The sequence below is a fragment of the Acinetobacter marinus genome, from assembly GCF_900096915.1.
In the GTDB taxonomy this organism is placed as follows: Bacteria; Pseudomonadota; Gammaproteobacteria; order Pseudomonadales; family Moraxellaceae; genus Acinetobacter; species Acinetobacter marinus.
On sequence record NZ_FMYK01000002.1, the window covers coordinates 270329 to 294288 of the forward strand.

The 23960-nt window shown below is 44.2% G+C and carries 22 protein-coding genes and 1 pseudogene; 14 read left to right on the top strand and 9 right to left on the bottom strand.

Annotated features, from left to right (window positions below):
- Position 1 precedes the first annotated feature (1 nt).
- From rplO to BLQ60_RS04715, 9 genes are all read left to right on the top strand, one after another.
- Positions 2 to 442 carry a 50S ribosomal protein L15 gene (gene rplO, locus BLQ60_RS04675; protein WP_092616749.1) on the top strand — a complete coding sequence of 147 codons (441 nt, stop codon included), beginning with the start codon at positions 2 to 4 and terminating at the stop codon, positions 440 to 442.
- Between the two features lie 12 nt (positions 443 to 454).
- The gene (gene secY, locus BLQ60_RS04680) at positions 455 to 1801 is read left to right on the top strand and encodes a preprotein translocase subunit SecY (RefSeq protein WP_092616752.1); all 1347 of its coding nucleotides are present in this window, start codon (positions 455 to 457) and stop codon (positions 1799 to 1801) included.
- A gap of 22 nt (positions 1802 to 1823) precedes the next feature.
- The gene (rpmJ, locus tag BLQ60_RS04685) at positions 1824 to 1940 is read left to right on the top strand and encodes a 50S ribosomal protein L36 (RefSeq protein WP_039619814.1); all 117 of its coding nucleotides are present in this window, start codon (positions 1824 to 1826) and stop codon (positions 1938 to 1940) included.
- 108 nt (positions 1941 to 2048) lie between these two features.
- On the top strand, positions 2049 to 2405 hold the full coding sequence (rpsM, locus tag BLQ60_RS04690; RefSeq protein ID WP_092616755.1) for a 30S ribosomal protein S13: 357 nt from the start codon (positions 2049 to 2051) through the stop codon (positions 2403 to 2405).
- Between the two features lie 19 nt (positions 2406 to 2424).
- Positions 2425 to 2811, top strand: a complete 387-nt coding sequence (gene rpsK / locus BLQ60_RS04695) for a 30S ribosomal protein S11 (RefSeq protein WP_004641037.1) — start codon at positions 2425 to 2427, stop codon at positions 2809 to 2811.
- A gap of 12 nt (positions 2812 to 2823) precedes the next feature.
- On the top strand, positions 2824 to 3450 hold the full coding sequence (rpsD, locus tag BLQ60_RS04700) for a 30S ribosomal protein S4 (protein WP_092616758.1): 627 nt from the start codon (positions 2824 to 2826) through the stop codon (positions 3448 to 3450).
- A 16-nt stretch (positions 3451 to 3466) separates the two neighbouring features.
- Positions 3467 to 4474 (top strand): DNA-directed RNA polymerase subunit alpha, encoded by a 1008-nt coding sequence (locus tag BLQ60_RS04705; RefSeq protein ID WP_092616760.1) that lies wholly within the window; start codon positions 3467 to 3469, stop codon positions 4472 to 4474.
- 19 nt (positions 4475 to 4493) lie between these two features.
- The gene (gene rplQ / locus BLQ60_RS04710) at positions 4494 to 4868 is read left to right on the top strand and encodes a 50S ribosomal protein L17 (protein WP_092616763.1); all 375 of its coding nucleotides are present in this window, start codon (positions 4494 to 4496) and stop codon (positions 4866 to 4868) included.
- A 310-nt stretch (positions 4869 to 5178) separates the two neighbouring features.
- Entirely contained in the window at positions 5179 to 6669 is a 1491-nt protein-coding gene (locus BLQ60_RS04715) for a flavin-containing monooxygenase (protein WP_092616766.1), read from the top strand.
- A gap of 116 nt (positions 6670 to 6785) precedes the next feature.
- On the opposite strand, the gene BLQ60_RS04720 is transcribed toward BLQ60_RS04715, so the two are convergent.
- The 4 genes from BLQ60_RS04720 to BLQ60_RS04735 form a co-directional block, all read right to left on the bottom strand.
- On the bottom strand, positions 6786 to 8240 hold the full coding sequence (locus BLQ60_RS04720) for a SulP family inorganic anion transporter (protein WP_092616769.1): 1455 nt from the start codon (positions 8238 to 8240) through the stop codon (positions 6786 to 6788).
- A 220-nt stretch (positions 8241 to 8460) separates the two neighbouring features.
- A complete protein-coding gene (gene sodC, locus BLQ60_RS04725) occupies positions 8461 to 8994 on the bottom strand; it encodes a superoxide dismutase family protein (protein ID WP_092617403.1) in 534 nt (177 codons plus the stop codon).
- Positions 8995 to 9239: 245 nt separating this feature from the next.
- Positions 9240 to 10349 carry an AI-2E family transporter gene (locus BLQ60_RS04730; protein WP_171259048.1) on the bottom strand — a complete coding sequence of 370 codons (1110 nt, stop codon included), beginning with the start codon at positions 10347 to 10349 and terminating at the stop codon, positions 9240 to 9242.
- Between the two features lie 59 nt (positions 10350 to 10408).
- Positions 10409 to 11068 (bottom strand): ParA family protein, encoded by a 660-nt coding sequence (locus tag BLQ60_RS04735; RefSeq protein WP_092616775.1) that lies wholly within the window; start codon positions 11066 to 11068, stop codon positions 10409 to 10411.
- 228 nt (positions 11069 to 11296) lie between these two features.
- On the opposite strand from BLQ60_RS04735, the gene BLQ60_RS04740 reads away from it, so the two are divergent.
- Both BLQ60_RS04740 and BLQ60_RS04745 read left to right on the top strand, forming a co-directional pair.
- Positions 11297 to 11791, top strand: coding sequence for a Holliday junction resolvase-like protein (locus BLQ60_RS04740; protein ID WP_092616778.1), 495 nt, complete (start codon positions 11297 to 11299; stop codon positions 11789 to 11791).
- A gap of 299 nt (positions 11792 to 12090) precedes the next feature.
- Positions 12091 to 12585, top strand: a pseudogene (locus BLQ60_RS04745) (hypothetical protein); the annotation flags it as partial.
- A 128-nt stretch (positions 12586 to 12713) separates the two neighbouring features.
- On the opposite strand, the gene BLQ60_RS04750 reads toward BLQ60_RS04745, so the two are convergent.
- The 3 genes from BLQ60_RS04750 to BLQ60_RS04760 all read right to left on the bottom strand — a co-directional run bounded on the left by BLQ60_RS04750 (position 12714) and on the right by BLQ60_RS04760 (position 17131).
- The gene (locus BLQ60_RS04750; protein WP_092616783.1) at positions 12714 to 13490 is read right to left on the bottom strand and encodes a class I SAM-dependent methyltransferase; all 777 of its coding nucleotides are present in this window, start codon (positions 13488 to 13490) and stop codon (positions 12714 to 12716) included.
- Positions 13491 to 13873: 383 nt separating this feature from the next.
- Positions 13874 to 16021, bottom strand: coding sequence for a catalase/peroxidase HPI (gene katG, locus BLQ60_RS04755; RefSeq protein ID WP_244515971.1), 2148 nt, complete (start codon positions 16019 to 16021; stop codon positions 13874 to 13876).
- A gap of 495 nt (positions 16022 to 16516) precedes the next feature.
- Positions 16517 to 17131 carry a TetR/AcrR family transcriptional regulator gene (locus BLQ60_RS04760; RefSeq protein WP_092616789.1) on the bottom strand — a complete coding sequence of 205 codons (615 nt, stop codon included), beginning with the start codon at positions 17129 to 17131 and terminating at the stop codon, positions 16517 to 16519.
- 108 nt (positions 17132 to 17239) lie between these two features.
- Here BLQ60_RS04760 and BLQ60_RS04765 point away from each other — a divergent pair, with 108 nt between their 5' ends.
- Positions 17240 to 18937: an acyl-CoA dehydrogenase family protein gene (locus BLQ60_RS04765; RefSeq protein WP_092617406.1), complete on the top strand. Its 1698-nt coding sequence runs from the start codon at positions 17240 to 17242 to the stop codon at positions 18935 to 18937.
- Positions 18938 to 19149: 212 nt separating this feature from the next.
- Here BLQ60_RS04765 and ptsP read toward each other — a convergent pair whose 3' ends face one another.
- Together ptsP and BLQ60_RS04775 are read right to left on the bottom strand one after the other, a co-directional pair.
- The gene (ptsP, locus tag BLQ60_RS04770) at positions 19150 to 21447 is read right to left on the bottom strand and encodes a phosphoenolpyruvate--protein phosphotransferase (RefSeq protein ID WP_092616792.1); all 2298 of its coding nucleotides are present in this window, start codon (positions 21445 to 21447) and stop codon (positions 19150 to 19152) included.
- A gap of 127 nt (positions 21448 to 21574) precedes the next feature.
- Positions 21575 to 22054: an RNA pyrophosphohydrolase gene (locus tag BLQ60_RS04775; RefSeq protein WP_092616795.1), complete on the bottom strand. Its 480-nt coding sequence runs from the start codon at positions 22052 to 22054 to the stop codon at positions 21575 to 21577.
- Between the two features lie 183 nt (positions 22055 to 22237).
- Between BLQ60_RS04775 and BLQ60_RS04780 the strand changes: the two genes are divergently transcribed.
- The gene (locus BLQ60_RS04780) at positions 22238 to 22888 is read left to right on the top strand and encodes an HAD family hydrolase (protein ID WP_092616798.1); all 651 of its coding nucleotides are present in this window, start codon (positions 22238 to 22240) and stop codon (positions 22886 to 22888) included.
- Positions 22889 to 23096: 208 nt separating this feature from the next.
- Positions 23097 to 23936 (top strand): glycine-rich domain-containing protein, encoded by an 840-nt coding sequence (locus tag BLQ60_RS04785; protein WP_143005180.1) that lies wholly within the window; start codon positions 23097 to 23099, stop codon positions 23934 to 23936.
- Positions 23937 to 23960: the final 24 nt, after the last annotated feature.

The following is a 23960-nucleotide window of genomic DNA, read 5'->3' on the forward strand; positions in this document are numbered from 1 at the left end:
CATGACTCTGCGTTTGAATGAACTCGCACCTGCAGAAGGTGCAAAGCGCGAAAATCTTCGCCTTGGTCGCGGTATCGGTTCTGGTGTCGGTAAGACTGGTGGTCGTGGTGTGAAAGGTCAAAAATCACGTAAAAGTGGTGGCGTTCGCCCAGGTTTCGAAGGTGGTCAAACTGCGCTGTATCGTCGTTTACCAAAATTTGGTTTTACTAGCCAAATCGCATTGAAAACTGCTGAAGTACGTTTGTCTGAGCTTGCAAAAGTTGAAGGTGATATCGTTTCACTTGAGACATTGAAAGCTGCGAACGTAGTACGTAAAGATATGTTGCGTGCTCGTATTGTACTTTCTGGTGATGTTGCTCGTGCATTCACTATTCAAGGTGTTGCATTGACTAAAGGTGCGAAAGCTGCTGTTGAAGCGGCTGGCGGTAAAGTCGAGGAGTAATCGTCGGTGTCTATGTCTCCTAGTTCTTCAGGTCACGTGCATTTGCAAAAAGGGCAACCTTTTTATGTCAAGTATCGTGAGATTATTAACCGACTCATGTTCCTTGTGGGGGCATTGTTGGTGTTTCGACTAGGAGCGCATATCCCTGTACCTGGTATTAATAATGCTGCGCTAGAGAATTTGTTTAATGCAAACCAAGGCACAATCCTTGGGATGTTTAACATGTTCTCTGGTGGTGCATTAGAGCGTATGTCGATTCTTGCGCTTGGAATCATGCCGTATATTTCGGCATCGATCATTGTGCAGCTCATGTCTTCTGTAGTGCCTTCATTAGAAGCACTGAAAAAAGAAGGTGAGCAAGGTAAACGTAAAATCCAGCAATATACGCGTCAAGGCACATTATTACTTGCACTGGTTCAATCAGTCGGTATGTGTGCTGGTTTGATTAGTCAAGGGATTACCTTATCTACTGGCTTGGCATTCTATGTTCCTGCTGTGACTTCTTTGGTTGCAGGCACCATGTTTTTGATGTGGTTGGGTGAACAGATTACTGAGCGTGGTGTGGGTAACGGGATCTCGATGATTATCTTTGCGGGTATTGTTGCAGGTTTACCAACATTGGTGATGCAGACGTTCACTTCGGTTGAAAGTGGACAGAGCAGTATGATTGCGATTTTAGTATTTGCGGTGTTGTCCTTATTTGTATTGGCAGCCATTGTATTTATCGAAAAAGCGCAACGTCGTGTGCCAGTGAACTATGCACAAAAGCAACAAGGTCGTCGTATCTTTACTGCACAGCAAACCCATTTGCCATTAAAAATTAATATGGCAGGTGTGATTCCAGCGATCTTTGCTAGCTCACTACTCTTGTTCCCTGCAAGTTTAGGGCAATGGGTGGGTGGTAATGATCCTGATGCGGGTATTATTAAAAGTACATTGCAAGATTTGGCTTTAGTTTTATCACCTGGACAACCGCTGTATTTGATTTTGTTCGGTGTTTTAATCATCTTCTTCTGTTATTTTTATACCGCTTTGGTATTTAGTCCAAAAGAAGTTGCTGAGAATCTAAAGCGTAGTGGCGCATATGTGCCGGGGATTCGCCCAGGCGAACAGACATCACGATATTTGGATCATATTCTCAATCGTTTGACCTTTATTGGTGCGATTTATATGACGGTCATCTGTCTGATGCCGATGGTGTTACAAAGCTCGTTTGGTGTGCCATTCTATTTAGGTGGAACATCCTTGCTGATTGTTGTGGTTGTTGTGATGGACTTCATGGCGCAGCTACAAGCACATTTAACTTCGCATCAATATGATAATCAAACATTGATGAGAAAATCGACCGCTAAGTCGTAAGACAAAGCATTAGAGGTTTATCATGAAAGTTCAAGCTTCAGTGAAAAAAATTTGTGGTAACTGTAAAGTTATCCGTCGTAATGGGGTAATTCGCGTAATTTGTAGCGCAGAACCTCGTCATAAACAACGTCAAGGTTAATCTTAATCTTAGACCTGTTGATTTATTAGGTAATTTGGGTTAATATCCGCCCCTCAAGATTTTTGTGGGGCGGCTCATTATCTCGAGCGCCTTGTTGGAGAAAAGTCAATGGCTCGTATTGCCGGTGTAAACATTCCGGATAACAAGCATGCTGTTATCTCTCTCACGTACATTTTTGGTGTTGGTCGCCATACTGCTAAGAATATCTTAGCTGCTGTTGGTATTGCACCGACAACGAAAATTCGTGAATTAGATGACGCACAGCTAGATGCGATTCGCTCGGAAATTGCTAAGGTTCCTACCGAAGGTGATTTACGTCGTGAAATTTCCATGAACATTAAACGTTTAATGGATTTAGGTTGCTACCGCGGCCTTCGTCATCGTCGCAGCTTGCCTGTCCGTGGTCAACGCACCAAAACTAACGCACGTACCCGTAAAGGTCCGCGCAAACCGATTAAAAAGTAAGATTTTTGGAAGCTAAAAGATGGCTAAAGATACTCGCACACGCAAGAAGGTCTCTCGTACCGTCTCTGAAGGTGTTGCACACATTCACGCGTCTTTTAATAACACCATTGTAACCATTACCGATCGTCAAGGTAATGCATTGGCTTGGGCCACCTCAGGTGGACAAGGCTTCCGTGGATCACGTAAATCAACTCCGTTTGCTGCTCAGGTAGCGGCTGAAGTTGCTGGTAAAGCAGCTTTGGACTACGGTTTGAAAAACTTGGACGTCCTTGTAAAAGGTCCTGGTCCAGGTCGTGAATCTGCGGTTCGTGCATTAGGTGCAGTGGGTTATAAGATTAACAGCATTACCGATGTGACCCCAATTCCTCACAACGGTTGCCGTCCACCTAAAAAACGTCGCGTGTAAGGAGAAACATTCATGGCTCGTTATATTGGTCCTAAATGCAAACTCTCTCGCCGCGAAGGGACAGACCTGCAACTTAAATCTGGCGTTAAACCTTTTGACGTCAAAACGAAAAAACATGCTAAAGCGCCTGGTCAACATGGCGGGGCTCGTGGCAGTAAGCAATCTGAGTATTCACTACAATTACGTGAAAAACAAAAAGTACGTCGTATGTACGGTGTTTTAGAGCGTCAATTTAGTAATTACTATAAAGAAGCTGCTCGTGTAAAAGGTGCAACAGGTGAAAACTTGTTACAACTCCTTGAAAGCCGTTTAGATAACGTTGTTTATCGTATGGGCTTTGGTTCTACTCGTGCAGAAGCTCGTCAGTTAGTTTCTCACCGTAGCATTACTTTGAATGGTCGCCGTGTAAATATTGCATCAATTCAAGTGAAAGCAGGTGATGTGATTGCTGTGCATGAAGGCGCTAAACAACAATTGCGTATTAAAAATGCAATTGAATTAGCGACTCAACGTGGTATTCCAGAGTGGGTTGATGTAGATCACTCTAAATTGGAAGGTACGTTTAAATCTGCACCAGATCGCGCTGATCTATCTGCTGAAATTAATGAAAGCTTGATTGTAGAATTGTATTCTAAATAATCCTTGAGGTGGCAATATGACGCGTACTGCAAACGAGTTCCTTACTCCGCAAGCGATCAAAGTCGATGCGGTTACAGGAACCTCGGCAAAAGTAATTCTTGAGCCTTTAGAGCGTGGTTTCGGTCACACTCTTGGTAATGCTTTGCGTCGCATTCTATTGTCTTCTCTACCTGGCGCTGCTGTGGTAGAGGTGGAAATAGAAGGTGTCGAGCATGAGTACAGTACCTTAGAAGGCTTGCAGCAGGATATCGTCGAGCTCTTGCTGAATCTAAAAGGGTTGTCAATTAAACTGTTCGATCAGAACGAAGCATATTTAACATTAGACAAACAAGGCGCTGGAGAAGTGACTGCAGCTGATCTTCGTTTGCCACATAATGTTGAAATTGCAAATCCTGAACATGTGTTGGGTACTTTGAGTGCTAACGGTCATTTAAAAATGCGCCTAAAAGTTGCTCAAGGTCGTGGTTATGAGCCATCTGATGCGCGTTTCCCTGAAGGTGAAACTCGTCCAGTAGGTCGTTTACAACTTGATGCAAGCTATAGCCCAATCACTCGTGTGTCATACACAGTCGAAAGTGCTCGTGTAGAACAACGTACTGACTTGGATAAGCTGGTTATTGATCTTGAAACCAATGGTACTGTTGATCCTGAAGAAGCGATTCGTAAGGCAGCGACCATTTTGCAACAACAAATCGCAATTTTTGTTGATTTGCAAAAAGATCAAGCACCTGTTGCACAAGAACCACGTGAAGAGGTCGATCCGATCTTACTTCGTCCAGTGGATGATTTGGAGCTTACTGTTCGTTCGGCGAACTGTTTGAAAGCAGAAAATATTTACTACATTGGTGATCTTGTTCAACGTACTGAAGTTGAGTTGCTGAAAACTCCTAACTTAGGTAAGAAATCGTTGACTGAGATTAAAGATGTGTTGGCTTCTAAAGGCTTACAACTCGGCATGCGCTTAGAAAACTGGCCACCAGCTAGTTTGCGTATGGACGATCGTTTTGCCTATCGTAGCCGTTAATTGAGTAGGACTATTCACCATGCGTCATCGTAATAGTGGTGTTAAATTAGGCCGTACCAGCAGCCATCGCAAAGCGTTGTTCCAAAATTTAACGAATGCTCTTGTAGAGCACGAGTTGATTAAAACAACTTTGCCGAAAGCGAAAGAACTTCGCCGTGTTGCTGAGCCTTTGATCACCTTAGCGAAAAACGATACTGTAGCAAACCGCCGTTTGGCATTTGCTCGTACTCGTTCAGCTGCAACTGTTGGTAAATTATTTACCGTTCTTGGCCCTCGTTACAAAGAACGTAACGGCGGTTATCTACGTGTGCTTAAAGCAGGCTTCCGTGCAGGTGATGCTGCGCCAATGGCTTATGTTGAGCTTGTAGATCGTGAGATCAAATCTGCTGAATAATTCTATTATTCGCAATAAAAAAGGTCAGCTTAAGCTGACCTTTTTTTCTTTTCGTATTTAAAAATAAAAATCTTTATAAGTAAAATAATCAGTTGATAGTATCACATTAGCACGTCCATCTTTATAAAAACCATTTAATTATAAGTGTTTACACTTGATGCCAAACCAATGCATTTTTTATAGAAAGATCGATTGATCCCCATCAATTTATCAGATTGGCATAAAATATCCTTAAAAATTTCCCAAATTGACATTGCGCATTGTCAAGTTTGTGCTAGAGTAAGATCAAAGCAAAACTCGGAACAGAATAATGGCTCAGCATATTAATACATTGATCATCGGTGCAGGGATTTCAGGCATTGGTACAGCGGTACATCTCCAAAACGACGCACCACAGCGTGACTTCCTTATTTTTGAGCGTCGTGACCGTATAGGCGGAACATGGAGTTTATTCCAATATCCAGGAATTCGTTCTGATTCGGATATGTCTACCTTTGGCTATGTGTTTAAGCCGTGGACGAAAGCTAGTGTTCTGGCTGATGGTGCGTCGATCTGTGGTTATTTGCAAGAAACCATTGATGAAAATAGATTAAATCAAAAAATTAAATTCAATCATGCGATCGAGTCTGCCAATTGGAACTCGAGTCGCCAGCTTTGGGAATTGACGGTAGACAATAATGGTAAAACAGAACAATGGACTGCAAACTTTGTGGTGAGTTGTACTGGCTACTATAATTATGCACATGGTTTCCAGCCTGATTTTCCGCAAGCTGATCGCTTCAAAGGGCAATTTATTCATCCACAGCATTGGCCTGAAAATCTAGATTATGTCGGCAAAAAAGTCTTAATCATTGGTAGTGGAGCAACGGCGATTACCTTGGTGCCTGCGATGGCAAAACAAGGGGCGATTGTGACTATGTTACAGCGTTCACCGACTTATATTGCTTCTGTGCCCGCGATCGATATGGTTTACAATACCATGCGCAAATTTTTATCGGAAGAACGGGCATATCAACTGACCCGTAAACGCAACATTGCGGTGCAGCGGGGCATATATGCACTGGCGAAGTCACAGCCGAAGCTGTTGAAAAAATTATTATTAACTGCGGTGAAACGGCAGCTTAAGGGTAAGGTGGATATGCGCCACTTTACCCCAAATTATAACCCATGGGATCAGCGCTTGTGTGTGGTGCCTGACGGTGATCTTTTTCAAGTATTACGAGAAGGGCAGGCGTTCATTGAAACTGATCATATTGATCATTTTGAGGAAAATGGGGTCGTGCTCAAGTCAGGGAAGAAGATCGAAGTGGATATTGTGGTTTCTGCGACAGGGCTTGAAATTCAGTTGCTCGGCGGGATCAAGGCTACGCTTGATGGTCAGACCATCGATACACGGCAAGAGATGTTGTACAAAGGTACAATGCTCAGCGATATTCCCAACTTTGCGCTGATGATTGGTTATACCAATGCATCGTGGACGTTAAAAGTCGATGTGGTTGCTGAGTATCTTGCACGGTTATTAACGCACATGGATCAACATCAGTATGCAACAGTGGTTGCGCAAGGTGACGCATCTGCCAAAGCGACGGAAAGTCTGATGGGCAGTAGTCTGAATTCGGGCTATATCAAACGTGCCGATCAGATTATGCCTAGACAAGGTACTAAAGCACCGTGGAAAAGTGAGCATAGCTATTATGCCGATCGTGATGCGTTGCAAAAGGCACGTTTTGATGATGGTGTACTTCAATTTGCCAAGAAGAAGTTATCCATTGCAACAGATGAGTGTCAATTGGCGAGTTGAGCAACGCATTATTTCATCAACCAATTTGCAAAAGTTAAAGCAAAAAATGCCTAGCAGACAGCTAGGCATTTTTATTGAACACAGTATATTGAGACTTTGGAAAACTATCTTTCAACTTAAATTTTGGCGTGTTTACCATATTTATCGATCATGACCGAACTGGCTTCATTTAAGCCTTGAACATGGACTGCTATGCCGTGATTTTTAAATTTCTGTACCACACTGTCGAGCATTGCCACGGAAGTCACATCCCAGATATGGGCATGACTGAGATCAATCACCACTTGCGTCACTTTTTCATCGAAATTGAAGAAATGATAAAACCGCTCCGATGAACTAAAGAAAATCTGCCCACGTACATCATAATGGCGCACACCTTGGTGCAAGTGACTTTCGACCTGTACATCATTTTCCAGCTTATTCGCTAAGAATAGTGCAGAAAGAATGACGCCAAGCAACACACCAAGTGCAAGATTATGGGTTGCCACCACGACAGCAACGGTCGCAAGCATGACGATATTGCTGGATTTTGGATTTTTATGAAAACTGCGAATCGAATCCCAGTTGAAGGTGCTGATCGACACCATGATCATCACAGCGACAAGTGCTGCCATCGGAATTACACGCAACCAATCACTGATAAAAATCACCAAAATCAATAACCACAAACCTGCGACCAATGTTGATAGTCGAGTTCTTGCACCAGAGGTGACATTAATCATCGATTGTCCGATCATGGCACAACCCGCCATTCCGCCCATAAATCCCGTGACAATATTGGCGATGCCTTGTCCTTTACACTCACGGTGTTTGTCGCTGTCGCTATCGGTCATTTCATCGACAATGGTGGCAGTCATCATCGACTCAAGTAAGCCAACTGCTGCAAGTGCAATCGCATAAGGCAAGATGATTTGTAATGTTTCGAGATTCAACGGAATATCAGGCATGAAAAAATGCGGTAATGTCGTCGGCAAAGTACCCAAGTCACCTACTGTACCAATATTCACGCCAAATAGCAGACAAATCGCTGTCACTACAATAATGCAGACTAAGGGCGAGGGAATCAGCTGTCCGATTTTGGGAATCAGGGGGAACAGGTAAATAATCGCCAAACCCAAAGCCACTAACGGGTACACCGCCCACGGCACATCAATCAGTTGCGGGAGTTGCGCCATAAAGATCAAAATCGCCAAGGCGTTGACGAATCCAATGACCACTGACTTTGACACAAAGCGCATCAGCTTGGCGAGCTTGAGCTGTCCTGCAATGATCTGCAAGATCCCCGTCAAAATGGTTGCGGCAAATAAATATTGCAGTCCATGTTCTTTGACCAAGGTCACCATAAGCAGTGCCATCGCTGCCGTAGCCGCTGAAATCATCGCAGGGCGACCACCCATAAACGCAATCACTACCGCCATAGAAAATGACGCATAGAGTCCAACTTGTGGATCAACCCCAGCAATGATGGAAAATGCAATTGCTTCGGGAATCAGGGCAAGACCGACCACAATCCCAGCCAAAACATCGCCACGAATATTGGAAAACCAGTGCTTTTGAATTGTTGAGAGCATAAAAATAGCAATAAAATCAAAAATAAATATAGAAATGCAACACACCAGATCGATGTTGCAATGCGTGATAGATGTTAGTTTAACATGAACAGTGCTATCTGAAAGAATTGTTGTTTGATAGTAGGACTTGGGCAAAGCGGTTCATTTTATTGATAAATTGACCAACAAAAAAAGAGCACATAGCGTGCTCTTTTCGATACAGACCGAATTCAGTCCAAATTTATTTAATCACACCACATGCAATGCGTGCACCACCACCACCGAGCGCTTCAGGCTTGTCAGAATAATTATCTCCACCTGCGTGAATCATCAACGCACGTCCTTGGATTGCATCAAGGCTCAGACGAGGTGCTTGCACTGCTGAGGTTGCTGTGCCATCGGCATTGACTGTAATCGCAGGTAAATCACCTAAGTGACCATCACCTTGAGGATAGCCATGCTTGCCTGTGTTTTGCGGATCATAATGACTACCTGCTTTGAGTGCAGCACCTGCTTTGCCATCTTTCATATCAGGTTCACACGATGGATTTTCGTGAATATGGAAGCCGTGCTGTCCAGCAGGTAAGCCTTTCAGATCAGGCTTGACCACAAGTCCTTGATCCGCTTTGATAAAGGTGACTGTCCCGATACTGTCACCAACGCCTTCACTGTTGACGGCATAGACTTTGATTTTTTGCATTTCATCAGTTTTGGTCATGGTGGTACAGCCTGTCATCACCATCGCTGAGAGTAAGCCACCTGCGAGCAGTTTCATTTTCATTGTGTTGATCATCTTGACGCTCCATCTGTTCTGCAAAATTAAAAATTTAAAAAAGAGTGGCTCTAGCCTAATACGAATCATTCTCTCTTGTTGTAACAGTATGAAAGTAAAGCAACATAATGTAAATTTTGCGGATAGTGATAGATTGCACGAGCAAAACGCATCGACAAAAAAGCCCGATCGAAATCGAGCTTAAATCAATACAATGTGTTTTGAATGATTGAGACAAGGTGCAGGATTTAATCCGCTTTTAAATCCTCGGTAATCAGTTGGTCTGGATTGGGGTGTTGGTCTTCCGCCTTTTGAATATTTTCTTGTAGCCACTCTTTCCAAATTGCAAGGAGCACCGCCAAGATCACAGGACCGATAAATACCCCGACTAAGCCAAAACTTGCCAGACCACCAAGTACACCAAACATGATCAGTAAGAAAGGAATTTTGGTTGCACCAGAGATCACCAGTGGGCGAATCACATTGTCGGCACTGCTCACGATCGCCACGCCCCAGATTAGCACGCCAATCGCTTCGACAGTATGCCCCTGCGAGAATAGCCACAGTGCGACACTGCCATATGCCATCGGCGGACCAAATGGGATTAAGGCAAAAATAAAAGTCACTAAAGTCAGTACCATCGGGTTGGGTACACCAGCGACGATATAACTTGCTCCAGCGAGTAAGGACTGTGCAATTGCGGTCAAACCAACGCCGTATACCACAGCACGAGTGGTTTCAGAAATGGTTTGAAAATAATGGTGAATACGAGGACCAATCACCATTTCAAACGCACGGCGCACTTGCTCCAAAATCACATTGCCATCACGATAAAAGAAAAATAATGACAGCACGGCAAAGACCAGCTTCACCACATTACGGCTAATCTCGGTGAGTACAAAACGCCCATAGCCAAGATGACCTTGTATCCATAAGCCAATGTTTTGGGTAATGGCATGCGGATTGCTATTGAGTTCAAAAGTAATGCGCTGAATCTCTGGACCGACCAATGGTAGCGTTTGGATAAAGTCAGGAACTTGGATTTTGCCTGAATAGAGCTGATGTTGTAGCTCAAAATACAGTTGCCGACCTTCGTGCTGTAGTACAAAAACACCAATGATTAAGGGCACACCGACCACCAATACCAAGAGACTGGTCATGATGATGGCGCTGATATTCTTACGTCCACCGACCCAGCTCAAGATTTTTTGATGCAAAGGCCATGTGATATAGGCGATGATCGATGCCCAGACTACAGGAACAATAAAATATTTAAGGATTTCAAAACTTAATAAGATTAGACAGAAAAATAGTCCGAATAATAATAAGCGTTGCAAAATAGGCGCATTTTTTTGCACGAGAGGCGATCCATTACGACGAAGCATGCTGAGTCTATGTTAGCTTAAAATCAGGCGAACTAGAACCAATCTTCCTTTTTATCCGCACTATTTTGACCAAGCAAACGACGGATTAGCGGTTCCCATTGTTGTTGAATCAGCATAAATTGTTTTTGAGTACGATCAAACACGCCCAGCCCATCCATCGCCAGCTGACCATAAGCGGTGCGCTCACTGATCCATGCCACAGGTTGCTGGTCGACTTTGTCGAAGAATTTTTGGATTTGTGCCTTGCTATTGGCACCCGTTTTGATGCGGTTGGCAAGCAACATAATATCGACTTTGCCTTTGCGGATGCGTTTGATGTCGTCGATATTTTTTAAGAAGCGCTTGGTGCTGTCGATGTCAAAAAATGAGGCTTGTAATGGCACGATCATGGCGTCACTTTCAGCAATCAAATGTTCGGCGTGTTCTCCTGAGAGTGCACCAGGTGCATCGATAATCAACCAGTCGACTTTGGCGGGCGCATCACCAATCGAGCTTTCGTTGCGCCAGTCTACTGCTTGAATATTGGCGGCATCTTTACTGCGCATTTTTAGCCATTTTAATGATGATTTTTGCGTATCAGCATCGGCAAGGGCGACTTTGTAGCCTCGGTTGGCGAGGGCAGAAGCGAGCGTGATTGCGGTTAAGGTTTTGCCACAGCCACCTTTTTGATTGGCAATTAAAATTGTTTTCATTTCTCACACGCTCCTATAGTAATCGACTACAAACACCTTACCCTAGCATAGCACTAAATTGTGACAGGAGAATGACATGAGGTGATTTTGCTGACTTTAATTGCATGAATTTATTTGAGTTCTGTATTTGAGTTCTGTATTTGAATTCTGGACAAGAAATTGTTTAAATCTCCGCAGCAATTGGAAAATCCATCTGCTGTAATCATCGTAAATATTGAGTAGTAAATTATGTCTGTTCCTGTGGCACTGATTTTGGGTTTTGTAGTGGGTGTGCTGATCAGCTTGTTGTGGTTTTATTTGACCAAAATACAGCAATTACATGCCAGCTATCAATATGAAATCAGTGAAATACGGCGAGAACATGATCAAGCACTCGCACTCGCACGCAAACGCAGCGTCAATACCAGTCGAGCCGTGCTCAAAGGTAAAATGGCTGAGCAATTTGCCCCACATTTGCCAGAGTTTGATTATCTGCCAAGTGACGCCAAATTTTTGGGTGATCCTGTGGATTATGTGGTGTTTTCAGGTTATAGCGACTTTCGAGAAGGGTTGTGTGATGCCGAAGAGATTGAAGTGGTATTGATTGATATCAAGTCGGGTACAGCCAGATTGACCAAAGGGCAACAAGCGATTGCACAAGCGATTGACGATGGGCGAGTACGCTTTGAAACTATTCATATTGCCATGCCGACTGATGACGATGAAGAAAACGAGTTTGAGTAAAGTTGCTTTAGCAAAATCGGCATTCTACAGCATACTTATGCAACCAAATCCTTACTAAAAACTACCCAAAATCAGCAGGAACTATTGCAAAATAATATTTCTTGAGCAATGTCTTGGTGGGTTTTGTAGCAGTGAGGTGGCGTGTGATGAAAAAATTCTCGATGGTTTTATGTTTAACTTGTGCCTCTGCGAGCATGACCCATGCCAGTCATCATAATACTGCGGATTTGATTCAAACGCTCATTGATCAGCAAGCGACAAATCATGCTGTACGCAATCCAGTGCCACAAAACCCAAATAATGTGGCGCTGGGCTTGCCGCCGATCGCAGGGCAATCGGTGTCGGTGTTAAAGCCATTCAAAGGTGATTTTCGGATTTTGGGCTATAAGACTTATCAAGATGATGAGCAAGCCAAATTTTCTCCTGTGGATTTTGCAGTGAGTTGGGGCATGTTTGCCAACCCAAAAATTGCCTCGCAAATCCATGTCACGCAGTATGATCGCTTTTTAAAATGGGCGATTCCGTCACTGCCCGTGCCTGCCAAAGAAGCCATGCAAATGGTCTCCAATATTCATATCATTCCTGCTAATCCTGAGATTGCACAGCAGATCAAACAGGTGAAACGTGGCGATTTAGTGCGGATGAAAGGCAATCTGGTTGAAATCAAAGCGGATGATTTGGTCTGGCGTTCATCACTGCGACCTGATGATGTCGGCGAGGGCGCATGTGAAGTCTTTCAAGTTGAATCGATTCAATGGATTGAGCAAAATCAGGGCGCATCAAATCGGTCTTAAAAACCAGTTTTAAAAGCATGCTTGATGCGTTGTTACGTTTAATATAAAACCTCTAGTAAAAATACAAAGCGCCATGATGAATGTGGCGCTTTATTTTTTTGTGATTCGCTGTGAACTGTCCACAGACCTTAAGTTTTTTGATAATGATAAGCATGGGTCACATAGGGAAAAGCAATCTCATCGGTTGGATCGAGTCCGAGCTGATTTTTGATTAACTTTTCTAAGGATTGGCGCATGATGGCTTTGTCTGCAACGGAGGATGCAGCAATAAAGCTGGTAGACAGTATACGCTGAATCACCACTTGCTCCACTGTGCCGACATGCTCAAAGGCGAAAGTCTGCTGATCCACCAATGCAAATTGTTCATGATGATTGTCAAGCACCTGTTGCCAATGACCTGTGTGATAACGTGGCGTATCGCCTTCAAGCGGGGCAAGCAGATCTGCAATGGCTTTGACCCACAGTACAGTGGTATCTCGTTGATTCCAAATGAGTCCCAAAATACCATGCGGTTTCAAGACCTGATAGATTTCATCGAGTGAAGCGCTATCGGCAAACCAATGAAAGGATTGTGCACAAAACAAGGCATCAAAATATTCACTGGGAAAACTCAGGTTTTGACTGTCGGTCTGTTTCGTCGCCACTGCTGGAAAGCGGTGCTGTAATTGCTGGAGCATCTCACTAATTGGTTCAATCGCCGTGATTTTTTGGCTCACTTGCTGTAAAAAAGGAATCAGCTTGCCTGTGCCCGAGCCAAGATCAGCCAGTTGGCTCTGTGCATTCAGTGCAAGATCATGTTGCATCCATTCGACAATGGCTTGAGGGTAATCTGGACGAGCATGTTGATAGACATCTGCACTTTGGCTAAAACCATGTTGTGCAGCAGGGTGGATTACAGTATTCATAAATCACACTTTTCCTTGATCAAAGAACTGGTCTTTGAGGCTTTTTCATACGATGTTAAAAGCTGCATACGAGCTTAAACGCTTTTGATCTGCCATCAAGGTTTGCTGTGTAATTTTTGATAGATGTCATGGCGGTTTTTAGTGATTGATTGAAAATTATGCCAAATTGTGGATAAGTTAGAGTTTATACACAGCACTGATTTTCTGTGGTGATTTTCTGTGTGAGTTGTTCATGTCAATTTTTCTATATGATTTTTAATCCATTGGATTAGTTTGCGTTTTATTTGTCATTCGGATCGATAAAATTCTTAAAAAAACCAAGCGGACAAAGTGTCCGCTTGGTGATGTTTCAGGTGTATGAAAAGTTGTTTGGTTTAGACTGACTAGCTTAGATCATAACGATCGGCATTCATCACTTTGACCCAAGCCTTGACAAAGTCTTTGACAAACTTCTCTTTGTTGTCGTCCTGCGCATAGACTTCAGCGTATGAACGTAAGATCGAGTTTGAGCCAAATACCAAGTCCACTCGAGTCGCAGTCCATTTCACTTGTTCAGTTTCACGATCGATGATCTCGTAGCTATTGCGTCCAGTTGGTTTCCATTTGAAACGCATATCGGTCAGATTGACGAAGAAATCATTGCTGAGCACGCCAACATTGTCGGTCAATACACCATGTTTGCTGTCACCAAAATTGGTGCCGAGTACACGCATACCGCCGACCAATACCGTCATTTCATGTGCGGTCAAACCCATAAGCTGTGCACGATCAAGCAATAATTCTTCAGGCGTGTTTTCATAATGTTGTTTCTGCCAGTTGCGGAAACCATCATGAATCGGCTCAAGTACATCAAAAGATTCTGCATCAGTCTGTTCATCGGTGGCATCACCACGACCCGCTGCGAATGGTACAGTGATCTCGACACCTGCTGCACGAGCTGCTTGTTCAACCGCTGCCGTACCGCCAAGTACGATCAAATCAGCAATGCTGACTTTCTTCGTCAAGCCCGATTGAATAGATTCTAAAGTACTCAGCACTTTTTGCAGACGTTCAGGTTCATTGCCTACCCAATCTTTTTGCGGTGCAAGGCGAATACGTGCGCCGTTGGCACCACCACGGAAATCCGAACCACGATAGGTGCGTGCGTTATCCCAAGCCGTGTTAATTAACTCGACTGCACTTAATCCGCTATTTAACAATTGCTGTTTTAAGTCGGCAATTTCTGCATCAGACAAAGTGTAATCTACAGTTGGAATTGGATCTTGCCAAAGCAAATCTTCACTCGGAAAATCATTGCCAAGATAACGACTTTTGGGTCCAAGGTCACGATGCGTCAATTTGTACCAAGCGCGGGCAAAGACTTGAGAGAAATAGTCAAAATCATTGTAGAAGCGCTCAGAGATTTCACGGTAAATCGGATCGGCTTTCATCGCCATATCGGCATCGGTCATGATCGGATTGCGACGTACCGATGGATCATGCGCATCCAGTGGTTTTTTCTCTTCAGGGAGATTCACAGGTTCATATTGCCAAGCACCCGCAGGACTTTTGGTGAGTTCCCATTCATAATTGAGCAATAAATCAAAATAGCCATTGTCCCATTTGGTCGGTTCAGTCGTCCAAGCACCTTCAATGCCACTAACCATGGTATTGCCTCGGTTACCTGTGCCTTCAGGGTTATGCCAGCCTAGACCTTGAAACTCAACGTCCGCTGCCTCTGTATCTGCACCGAGCAAGTCTGCTTTACCATTACCGTGACATTTCCCGATGGTGTGACCACCTGCCGCCAGTGCCACAGTTTCTTCATCGTTCATTGCCATGCGACCAAAAGTCACTCGAATATCTTGTGCAGATTTCAGTGGGTCAGGCTGACCATCGACCCCTTCAGGGTTGACATAAATCAAGCCCATTTGCACCGCAGACAATGGATTTTCTAGGCTTTCACGGTCGTCATCATTTTCATAGCGGTTTTTAGTGGCAGCGAGCCATTCACGTTCAGAGCCCCAATTGACATCTTTTTCAGGATGCCAAATTTCACGGCGACCACCTGCGAAGCCATAAGTTTTCAGCCCAACCGCTTCATAGGCAACCGTGCCTGCAAGTACGATCAAATCGCCCCAAGAGATTTTATTGCCATATTTCTTTTTGAGTGGCCAAAGTAGACGGCGACCTTTATCGGTATTGACGTTATCAGGCCAAGAGTTCAGCGGTGCAAAGCGTTGATTACCTGTATTACTGCCACCACGACCATCGCCTTTACGATAGGTGCCTGATAAATGCCATGCGGTACGCACAAACATGCCTGCATAGTTGCCCCAGTCCGCAGGCCACCATGCTTGGCTTGAGGTCATGAGATCGTGTAAATCTTGTTTCAAGGCATTCAGATTGAGCTTGTTAAACTCGGTTGGATAATCAAAATCTTCATCAAATGGATTGGTCTTGCGGTCATGTTGATGCAAAATGTCGAGATTGAGCGCATTTGGCCACCAATCCGTTGGAGTTTGTTTATTTTCGGTATTTGCGCCGTGCATGACAGGGCACTGTCCAGTGGGTGCGTTCATGGGGATCTCCTATAGCTTGCGAATATCCGTTTGACTGGCTATTGCTTGCTGAATAATGAAGTGGAAAATCAGTGTTTAAAATAAAGATTTAAACAACCTGAATTTTTTTAAAATCGTGTATTCAAAACATTGCAACATCTTTAAAAAGATTGTGTCATCAATGATTTAAACTGTATTCAGCAAGATATACTTTTAATAAAGCTAACATACCTTGCTGATGTGAAGTGTTACGTTTGTTAGTCGAAATCTGTGTTTTGAAATTAGTCATGGGACGAAATCCTTTTACATATAGTGATGTCGATCAGATGTTGTCTTAACGATTGGAATTTATTATAAGAATGGCACTTAATATTTGTAAAACAGATTAAAACTTTTATTATGATTAAAAAACTCGATAACATTTAGTCACTATTTGAAATGAGCCGAAGTGATACACATGAGTTGCTTTCGATGTTGGCTATAGATTTATGACTTTAGGAACGCATTACAGGCAATGCCAATGTCAGTTTCTAAATGAGTCCATTCACTAAAATCAGGCTCAACCAACAGCGTCTGCATGACAAAACCATAAATCACACGATGTAAATTGATCGCAGTGCGCCCAAGGTTTGCTATCGCAAATGGTTGAAGTAAGTCCTGCCAAAGCTGACACATCAGCGCATAATGTTTTTGATAAACTTCGCTCGTTGATAATTGTCGTTCTAATAAAAAAATGGTCGCCCAAATCTGCTGTGCGTTTTGAATCTTTTTCAGTTGAATGTGAATCAATTGCTTCACATAGTCAGTAATTAAAATATCAGGTTGAGTCGTGCGTAGATGTGCGCCATGCTCAAGTAATTCCTGCGCCAGTACTTTGATCTGTTGATGAATGATCAGGGCAAACACATCTTCTTTTTGACTGAAGTATTCATAAAAAGTACCTAAACCCACGCCTGCAATCTCAGTCATTTCTCGAACGGTGATCTCTCCATGATGTTTCTCCGCCAAAAGCTGAACAGCACTATCAAGCAGGGCTTGCTGAGTAAACTTCGCCCTTGATTGGCGAGGCTTTCGGCGGACATTGATCGGGGATTGTGACATGCAAAAAATCCGAACGGCTCAAAGATTGGAATGATTTATACTGGATTGGAAATGTAAAAAATACAAGTAATCAGGAAACAGATGATGCAATCGCAACACATCGTAGACATGGACACGACGTCAACACATACCATCAGCAATCAATTTGATGAATTGCAAGATTATAACTTGTTTGAAACGGATACGATTCTCAAAGAAATTCTGCATCATTATCACAGTGAGTTGCAGGCGGAACATGCTGCATTTGGCGAAACGGTTGGGCGTGCGTCATTTTTCCAAGCGGCAGATCTCGCCAATCGTCATACCCCAGAATTAAACCGCTTTGATGCACGTGGGCGACGCATTGATCAGGTCGAGTTTCATCCTGCGTGGCATCAGGTCATGCAGACCAATCGCCAGTTTAATGTGCATGCTTATCCTTTTATAACTCAGCCGTTTATTCACTCCGATGATGATCACAAAAATTCGGCATGGGTGGATTGGGCGACCAAGTTTTACCTGACAGGACAGGTCGAAGCAGGCAACCTCTGTCCACATGCCATGACTTTAGGTTGTATTCCACTGCTACAACGTGAGCCAAAACTTTGGGCGGAAATTGGTGAGAAATTATTGTCCTCAGAATACGATGCCCGAGATATTCCAATCGCCGAGAAAAAGTCGATTTGGATTGGTATGGGCATGACTGAAAAGCAAGGTGGCTCTGATGTGCGTGCCAATCAGACCTTTGCCAAGCCAATTGAAAAAGCAGGTCGTGGCGAAGCCTATTTGCTCACAGGGCATAAATGGTTTTTCTCCGTGCCGATGTCGGATGCTCATCTGGTGGTGGCGCAGACCGAGCATGAAGGTATAGGCTGCTTTTTTGTGCCACGTCGCTTGTCCGATGGCAGTTTGAATCAAGTGCATGTGCAACGCCTCAAAGAAAAAGTCGGCAATCGCAGTAATTCCAGCTCTGAAGTTGAATTTCAGAACGCATGGGGCATCATGATCGGTGAGGAAGGGCGAGGCATTCCGACCATTATCGAAATGGCGAACTATACCCGCCTGACTTGCTCCGTCGGCAGTACAGCGATTCTGCGTCAGGCGTTGGTGCAGTGTCTTGCTTATACGCGTCAGCGTCAGACTTTTGGTAAAGCACTTGCCGAGCAACCATTAATGCAAGCGGTATTGGCTGATTTGGCTTTAGAAACAGAAGCCGCTTTGCAACTGAGTATGCACCTTGCCTCACATTATGATCAGATCGCAAAGCAAGACAATGCGAATGAAAATGCCTTGTCACAAGCGTGGATACGTCTGATGACACCAGCGGCTAAGTTTTGGATTTGTAAGCGTGCGGTGGAACTGACAGGTGAGGCGATGGAAGCGTTTGGTGGTAATGGCTATGTCGATAACGGCATCATGGCTCGGCTGTTCCGTGAAGCACCTGTGAATACCATTTGGGAAGGTTCGGGCAATATCATGTGCCTCGATGTGCTTCGAGCGATGCAACGTGAATCAGAGTTGATCGAAATACTTCTCGCTTCTTTTTCAGAAGAATGTGCGTCACATCAAACACTCAAAATTGAACGCAGTCAACTCTATGAAATGTTGATGCTACCGCCTGATCAATTGCAGTTCCAAGCACGGACATTGGTGACACGATTGGTACTATTGGCGCAGTCGGTATTGATGCTACGCTACTCTGAGTCTGATGTTGCTGAGGCATTTGTTCAAAGTCGTTATAGTGCCATGCACGGACGTGTGGTGGGTATGTTGAATATTTCTCAAGCAGACGTTCAGCGTTTGTTTGATCGGGCTTTGGCATCCTAAAGACGGAAAATTTAAACAAAACAAAAGGAACAAAAAAAGAAGCTATCTCAAAACGATAACCTCCACTTGCGAAGTATGCTTCTCACTTCTTCACAGGGGGAAGGCTACTCAATAAAATCAAATAGTTAGAATTCCTCCCCTTGTTAAGGGGAGGTTAGGTGGGGTTGCTTAGATTTTGAGACAGCTTCTAGTGATCGTGCAATAGAAAAAAATTAAACCGTCACCACACGACCTGATTTCACCATATCTGCCAAACCGTGCGTACGGAAATAATGCTCAATCATGCTCTTGGTCATCAGCGGATTATTCAACTTTAACGCTTGATCAAGTAAGTCTTTGGCATCACTCATTGGAATATTACAAATGGCTTTACGCACTCTGAGAATATTACTCGAGCTCATTGATAAGGTATTGAAGCCCATCGCCATCAACAGCACAGCCGTCAATGGATCGCCCGCCATTTCACCGCAAATACTGACAGGTTTTTCAAACTTGTGGCATTCCTGAACCAGCTTGGCAAGGGTGCGCAAAATCGCTGGATGAAAATGTGAATAGACACTTGCCACACGAGGATTGTTGCGGTCTACAGCCAGAAGATATTGAATCAAATCGTTTGAGCCGACCGAGAAAAAATCGACCAAACTGGCAAAGTCCTCGATCTGGAGCAAAATGCTCGGTACTTCGATCATGATGCCGACTTTTGGACGGGTGATTTTGACTTGTTCTTCTTCTTGTACCGCCGCTAGATCACGTTCAAGCAAATACAACACTTCTTCGACTTCACTGACGCTGGTGATCATCGGTAGTAAAATATGCAAATTATTCAATCCGATACTGGCTTTGAGCATAGCACGGATTTGCGAGGAAAAAATCTCAGGATGATCAAGCGTAAATCGAATCCCACGCCAACCCAGCGCCGAGTTTTCCTCATCAATCGAGAAGTAGGGTAAATCTTTATCCGCACCAATATCGAGGGTACGCATCACCACAGGTTTATTGGCGAAGTGGCTGAGCTGTTGCCGATAAATTGCCCGTTGTTCTTCTTCCCCTGGAAAGCGTTCACGCAGCATAAAGGGAATTTCACTGCGATACAGTCCAACGCCTTTGGCACCACGTTGCACGCCACGTACCACGTCGATCATCAGACCTGTATTGACGAATAGTTTGACCGCCTCACCGTCTGGGGTAATGGCATCTTTGGTTTCATACTGTTTCAGGTCTTTGGCGATCTGATCTTCATCTTTTTTGATTTCTTTGTAGCGGGTGCGCAGACGACGAGGCGGATGAATAAACACACGACCTTGATAGGCATCAACGATCATTTCCGCATCATCTAAAGTATGAATTGGTAATTCGGTCACACCGACCACAGTTGGTATCCCCAGCGCACGCGCCACGATCACCATGTGGGAGTTGGCTGCGCCTTCGGTGGTGACAATGGCAGCGATGTTGGCAATCGGCATTTCGACCAATGCCGCAGTGCTAATTTCTTCACCGATGAGAATGGTATCTTCGGTGATTTCCTTATGCCCTGTATCTTCGGTTTGTAGATGTGCAAGGATACGGCGTCCAAGGTCTTTGAGATCGGCGACACGTTCTCGCAGATAGCTGTCTTCCATCTGTGCAAAGGCATTGGCATGTTTGTCAATAACACGGCGTACCGCACCTTGCGCCCATTGTCCATCACGGATTAAGGTGTTGATTTCGGCAGGCAAGGCATGATCATCCAGCATGCGTAAAAACACACTAAATAATGCACGCTCTTCAGACATTAATGAGTCTTGCATCTTGGTGTCGAGCTGTTTTAGTTCCTCACGTACCGCAATAATCGCCTCATTGAGCAGCGCTAATTCCTCGCTAATGTCTTCTGCATCTCGGTCAGGTACAGAGGATAAATCTGCAGCAGGATAGAGGATTACCGCTCGACCGAGCGCAATACCATCGGCGCCAGGTACGCCTAAAAAAGTTTGGTAGCTGGCGGCACTGTTTGGCTTACGAAAGACATCAATATTGCCGACCACATGCGCATGAGCAATCGCCCCAGAAAGTTGCGCACAGAGCGTCACTAAAAACGACTCTGCGGCTTCGCTAAAATCATGGCTTTCTTTATTTTGAATGACCATGACGCCCATTACCTTACGGCGATACATGACGGGCACACCCATGAACGAGTTATAAATTTCCTCACCTGTTTCAGGTAAGTATAAGAAGCGTTCATGTTGCGGGGCATTTTCGAGGTTGACGATTTCTTCACGTTGTCCAACAAAGCCGACCAGACCTTCACTGGTGGCGAGCGAGACCGTGCCGACCGCTTCGGCTTTGAGACCGTGGGTTGCCATCAAGACATAACGATGATTGCGCTCATCCAGTAAATAAATCGAACAGACATCGACATTCATGGCTTCCGCAACTTGATTGACCATGACATCCAAAGCCTCGTGCAGGCTCGGCGAAGCATCCACTTCTTGCACGATACGTCTTAAGGTCTCAAGTTGCATGGTATTTGCCATTCACAATGTCCTTTACTCAGTGAATTATCACGATTCGAAATCAAATCAAAATCAAGTCAAATCAAAATCAGTTCCAACGTGTGCATGATGAAGCGGTCAATGGAGTCATGCATTGAAGTCATACCATTTAAGCACTAAATGGTAACTCCAAACTCAGCTCAGTCAGCGCACGGCGATAGACGTCTTTTTTAAAATTTACTACTTGCCCAAGCGGATACCAGTAGCTCACCCATTGCCATTCATCAAACTCGGCGGGGGCGGTGGTGTTTAAACAAATGTGTTTGGTGTCGCCAATTAGGCGCAATAAAAACCATTTTTGCTTTTGTCCGATACAGACTGGATTAGAGTCGGTACGGATGTAGCGATACGGCAAACGATATCTTAACCAGCCTCGGGTTTGTGCAACGATTTCGACATGCTCTGGCAATAGTCCAACTTCTTCATACAGCTCTCGGTAGAGTGCTTGTTCTGGCGATTCACCATATTGGATGCCGCCTTGTGGAAACTGCCATGCATTGTGTCCAATGCGTTTTGCCCATAGTACTTGTCCAGCGTCATTTGCCAAGATGATCCCGACATTGGGTCGGAAACCTTCGGAGTCGATCATTTGGCACCTAAATATTCTATGTTATGGACTTTGCGTGCAGGCTGAGATCAGCGTATGATGCTCGGCGAGTGGACGCACAGTCAAAAAGCAATTTAAATTGCTATGATCTTAACGAATTTCTGACTGTTGCGGTAACAGAATTACATTTTTTTTACCAAATTATTGAAGCATTTGAGAAGTTTGATGAAACTGGCACTGTTTGATTTAGACCATACCTTGTTAAATACCGATTCCGACCATTCTTGGGGGGAGTTTTTGGTGGGTGAAGGCTTGGTGGATGCAGTGCGTCATCGCCACATGAATGATCAATTTTATGAAGATTATAAAGCAGGGCAGCTTGATCCGATCGCTTATAACGAGTTTGTCTTTGAATTTTTGACCCAGCATGACAACGCTTATTTGTCTGAATTGCATGATTTGTTTATGCAAAAAGTGATTCGTGCGCAAATGCGTCCAAAAGGCTTTGCAGCGATTCAACATCATCAAGAACAGGGTCATGCCATTGTCGGAATTACGGCGACGAGTGACTTTATCACTGCACCGATTTTCCGTGCCTTTGGCATTACCGAGATTATCGCCACCAATGCCGAAATGGTGGATGGAAAGTACACAGGGAAAGTGGCTGGAGTACCATGTTATCAAACGGGCAAATTGACCCGACTCGAACAATGGCTGGCTGGGCGTCAAGTCGATGAATCTTGGGCATATTCTGATTCAATCAACGATCGCTTTTTGCTTGAATATGCAACGCATGCGATTGCGGTAAATCCTGACGATCGCCTTGAGAAATTAGCGATTGAAAACCATTGGAAAATTGAAGATTGGTCGATTTAAACGGATTTTTAATGTCCGCTGAATTTAGATCACAAGATGCTGAAGCGTCATTGCAAAGAACTATTAAAAAAATCATTAAAAATAACCATTAAAAAATCATTAAAAATAACTATAGCAAAAAAGCCACTAGGCAAAGTCGTCGCCGTTCATGTTAGGCTGTAGTCAACGCACAATCTGAATGTACGCTGAAAATCGTGATCAAAGTCGAATGAAAACTCAGCAACGAACGATGCATCAAACTAAGCAACAAGCAATGCATCAAAGCAAGCAAAATACAACACGGGCAGTAAATACACTGCTTGCAATGTCTCGTGTGGCACCCGTTGCTAAGGTCAGTTGGTGGATTTTTCTCGGGGTTGGTACGTGCGTGGCATACTGGATTTGGGCAGAAGGTGGCGTTGCATGGTGGATGTTGATTCCATCGAGTTTGGTATTTTTTGCATTTTTACGGTTGCTGTATCGTTGGCGTAAAAATCGTCAATTGGCAAAATTCAATCACATCCATTTACCCCCGCAAATCTTATCGGCATTTAGACAACAGTATCCAGCATTGACACCGAAGCAAGTCGATTTGATCGAACAAGGCTTCTTGGATTTTATCGCAATGCATCTCTTGTCCAAACGAGACTATGCCATGCCATCACATGCGGTCGATGCGCTGTGGCACTGCATGCTGGAACAGCCTAAGGTCTATGAACAATGGTGTATTTCGGTATTGGGTTATTCTTTAGAGCATGTGCCACATATTCCGATTCATGCTGAACAGAGCTTAGGTGCGCAATGGCGTTTAAAATCATTGCATAGCCGACAAAATCATCTGGCTTGGCAGGAGAGTTGCTATTTGCACGGTCTCAATCCCTATCGTACCAAGCAACTGTCCAGACTATATGCTCTCGATGCGGCGCTAGGCTGGGCGGATGGTCTGCACTATGATGTACAGGTGTTACGTGGGAAATATGCACTAAAAGAAGGGGCAACGGCGTCTTCCAGTGATGATTATCATTCGGGGAATCATAGTTGTAGTAGCTGTAGTAGCAGTTGCGATTAATCGGTGCTTTGGGCTTATTCGCTG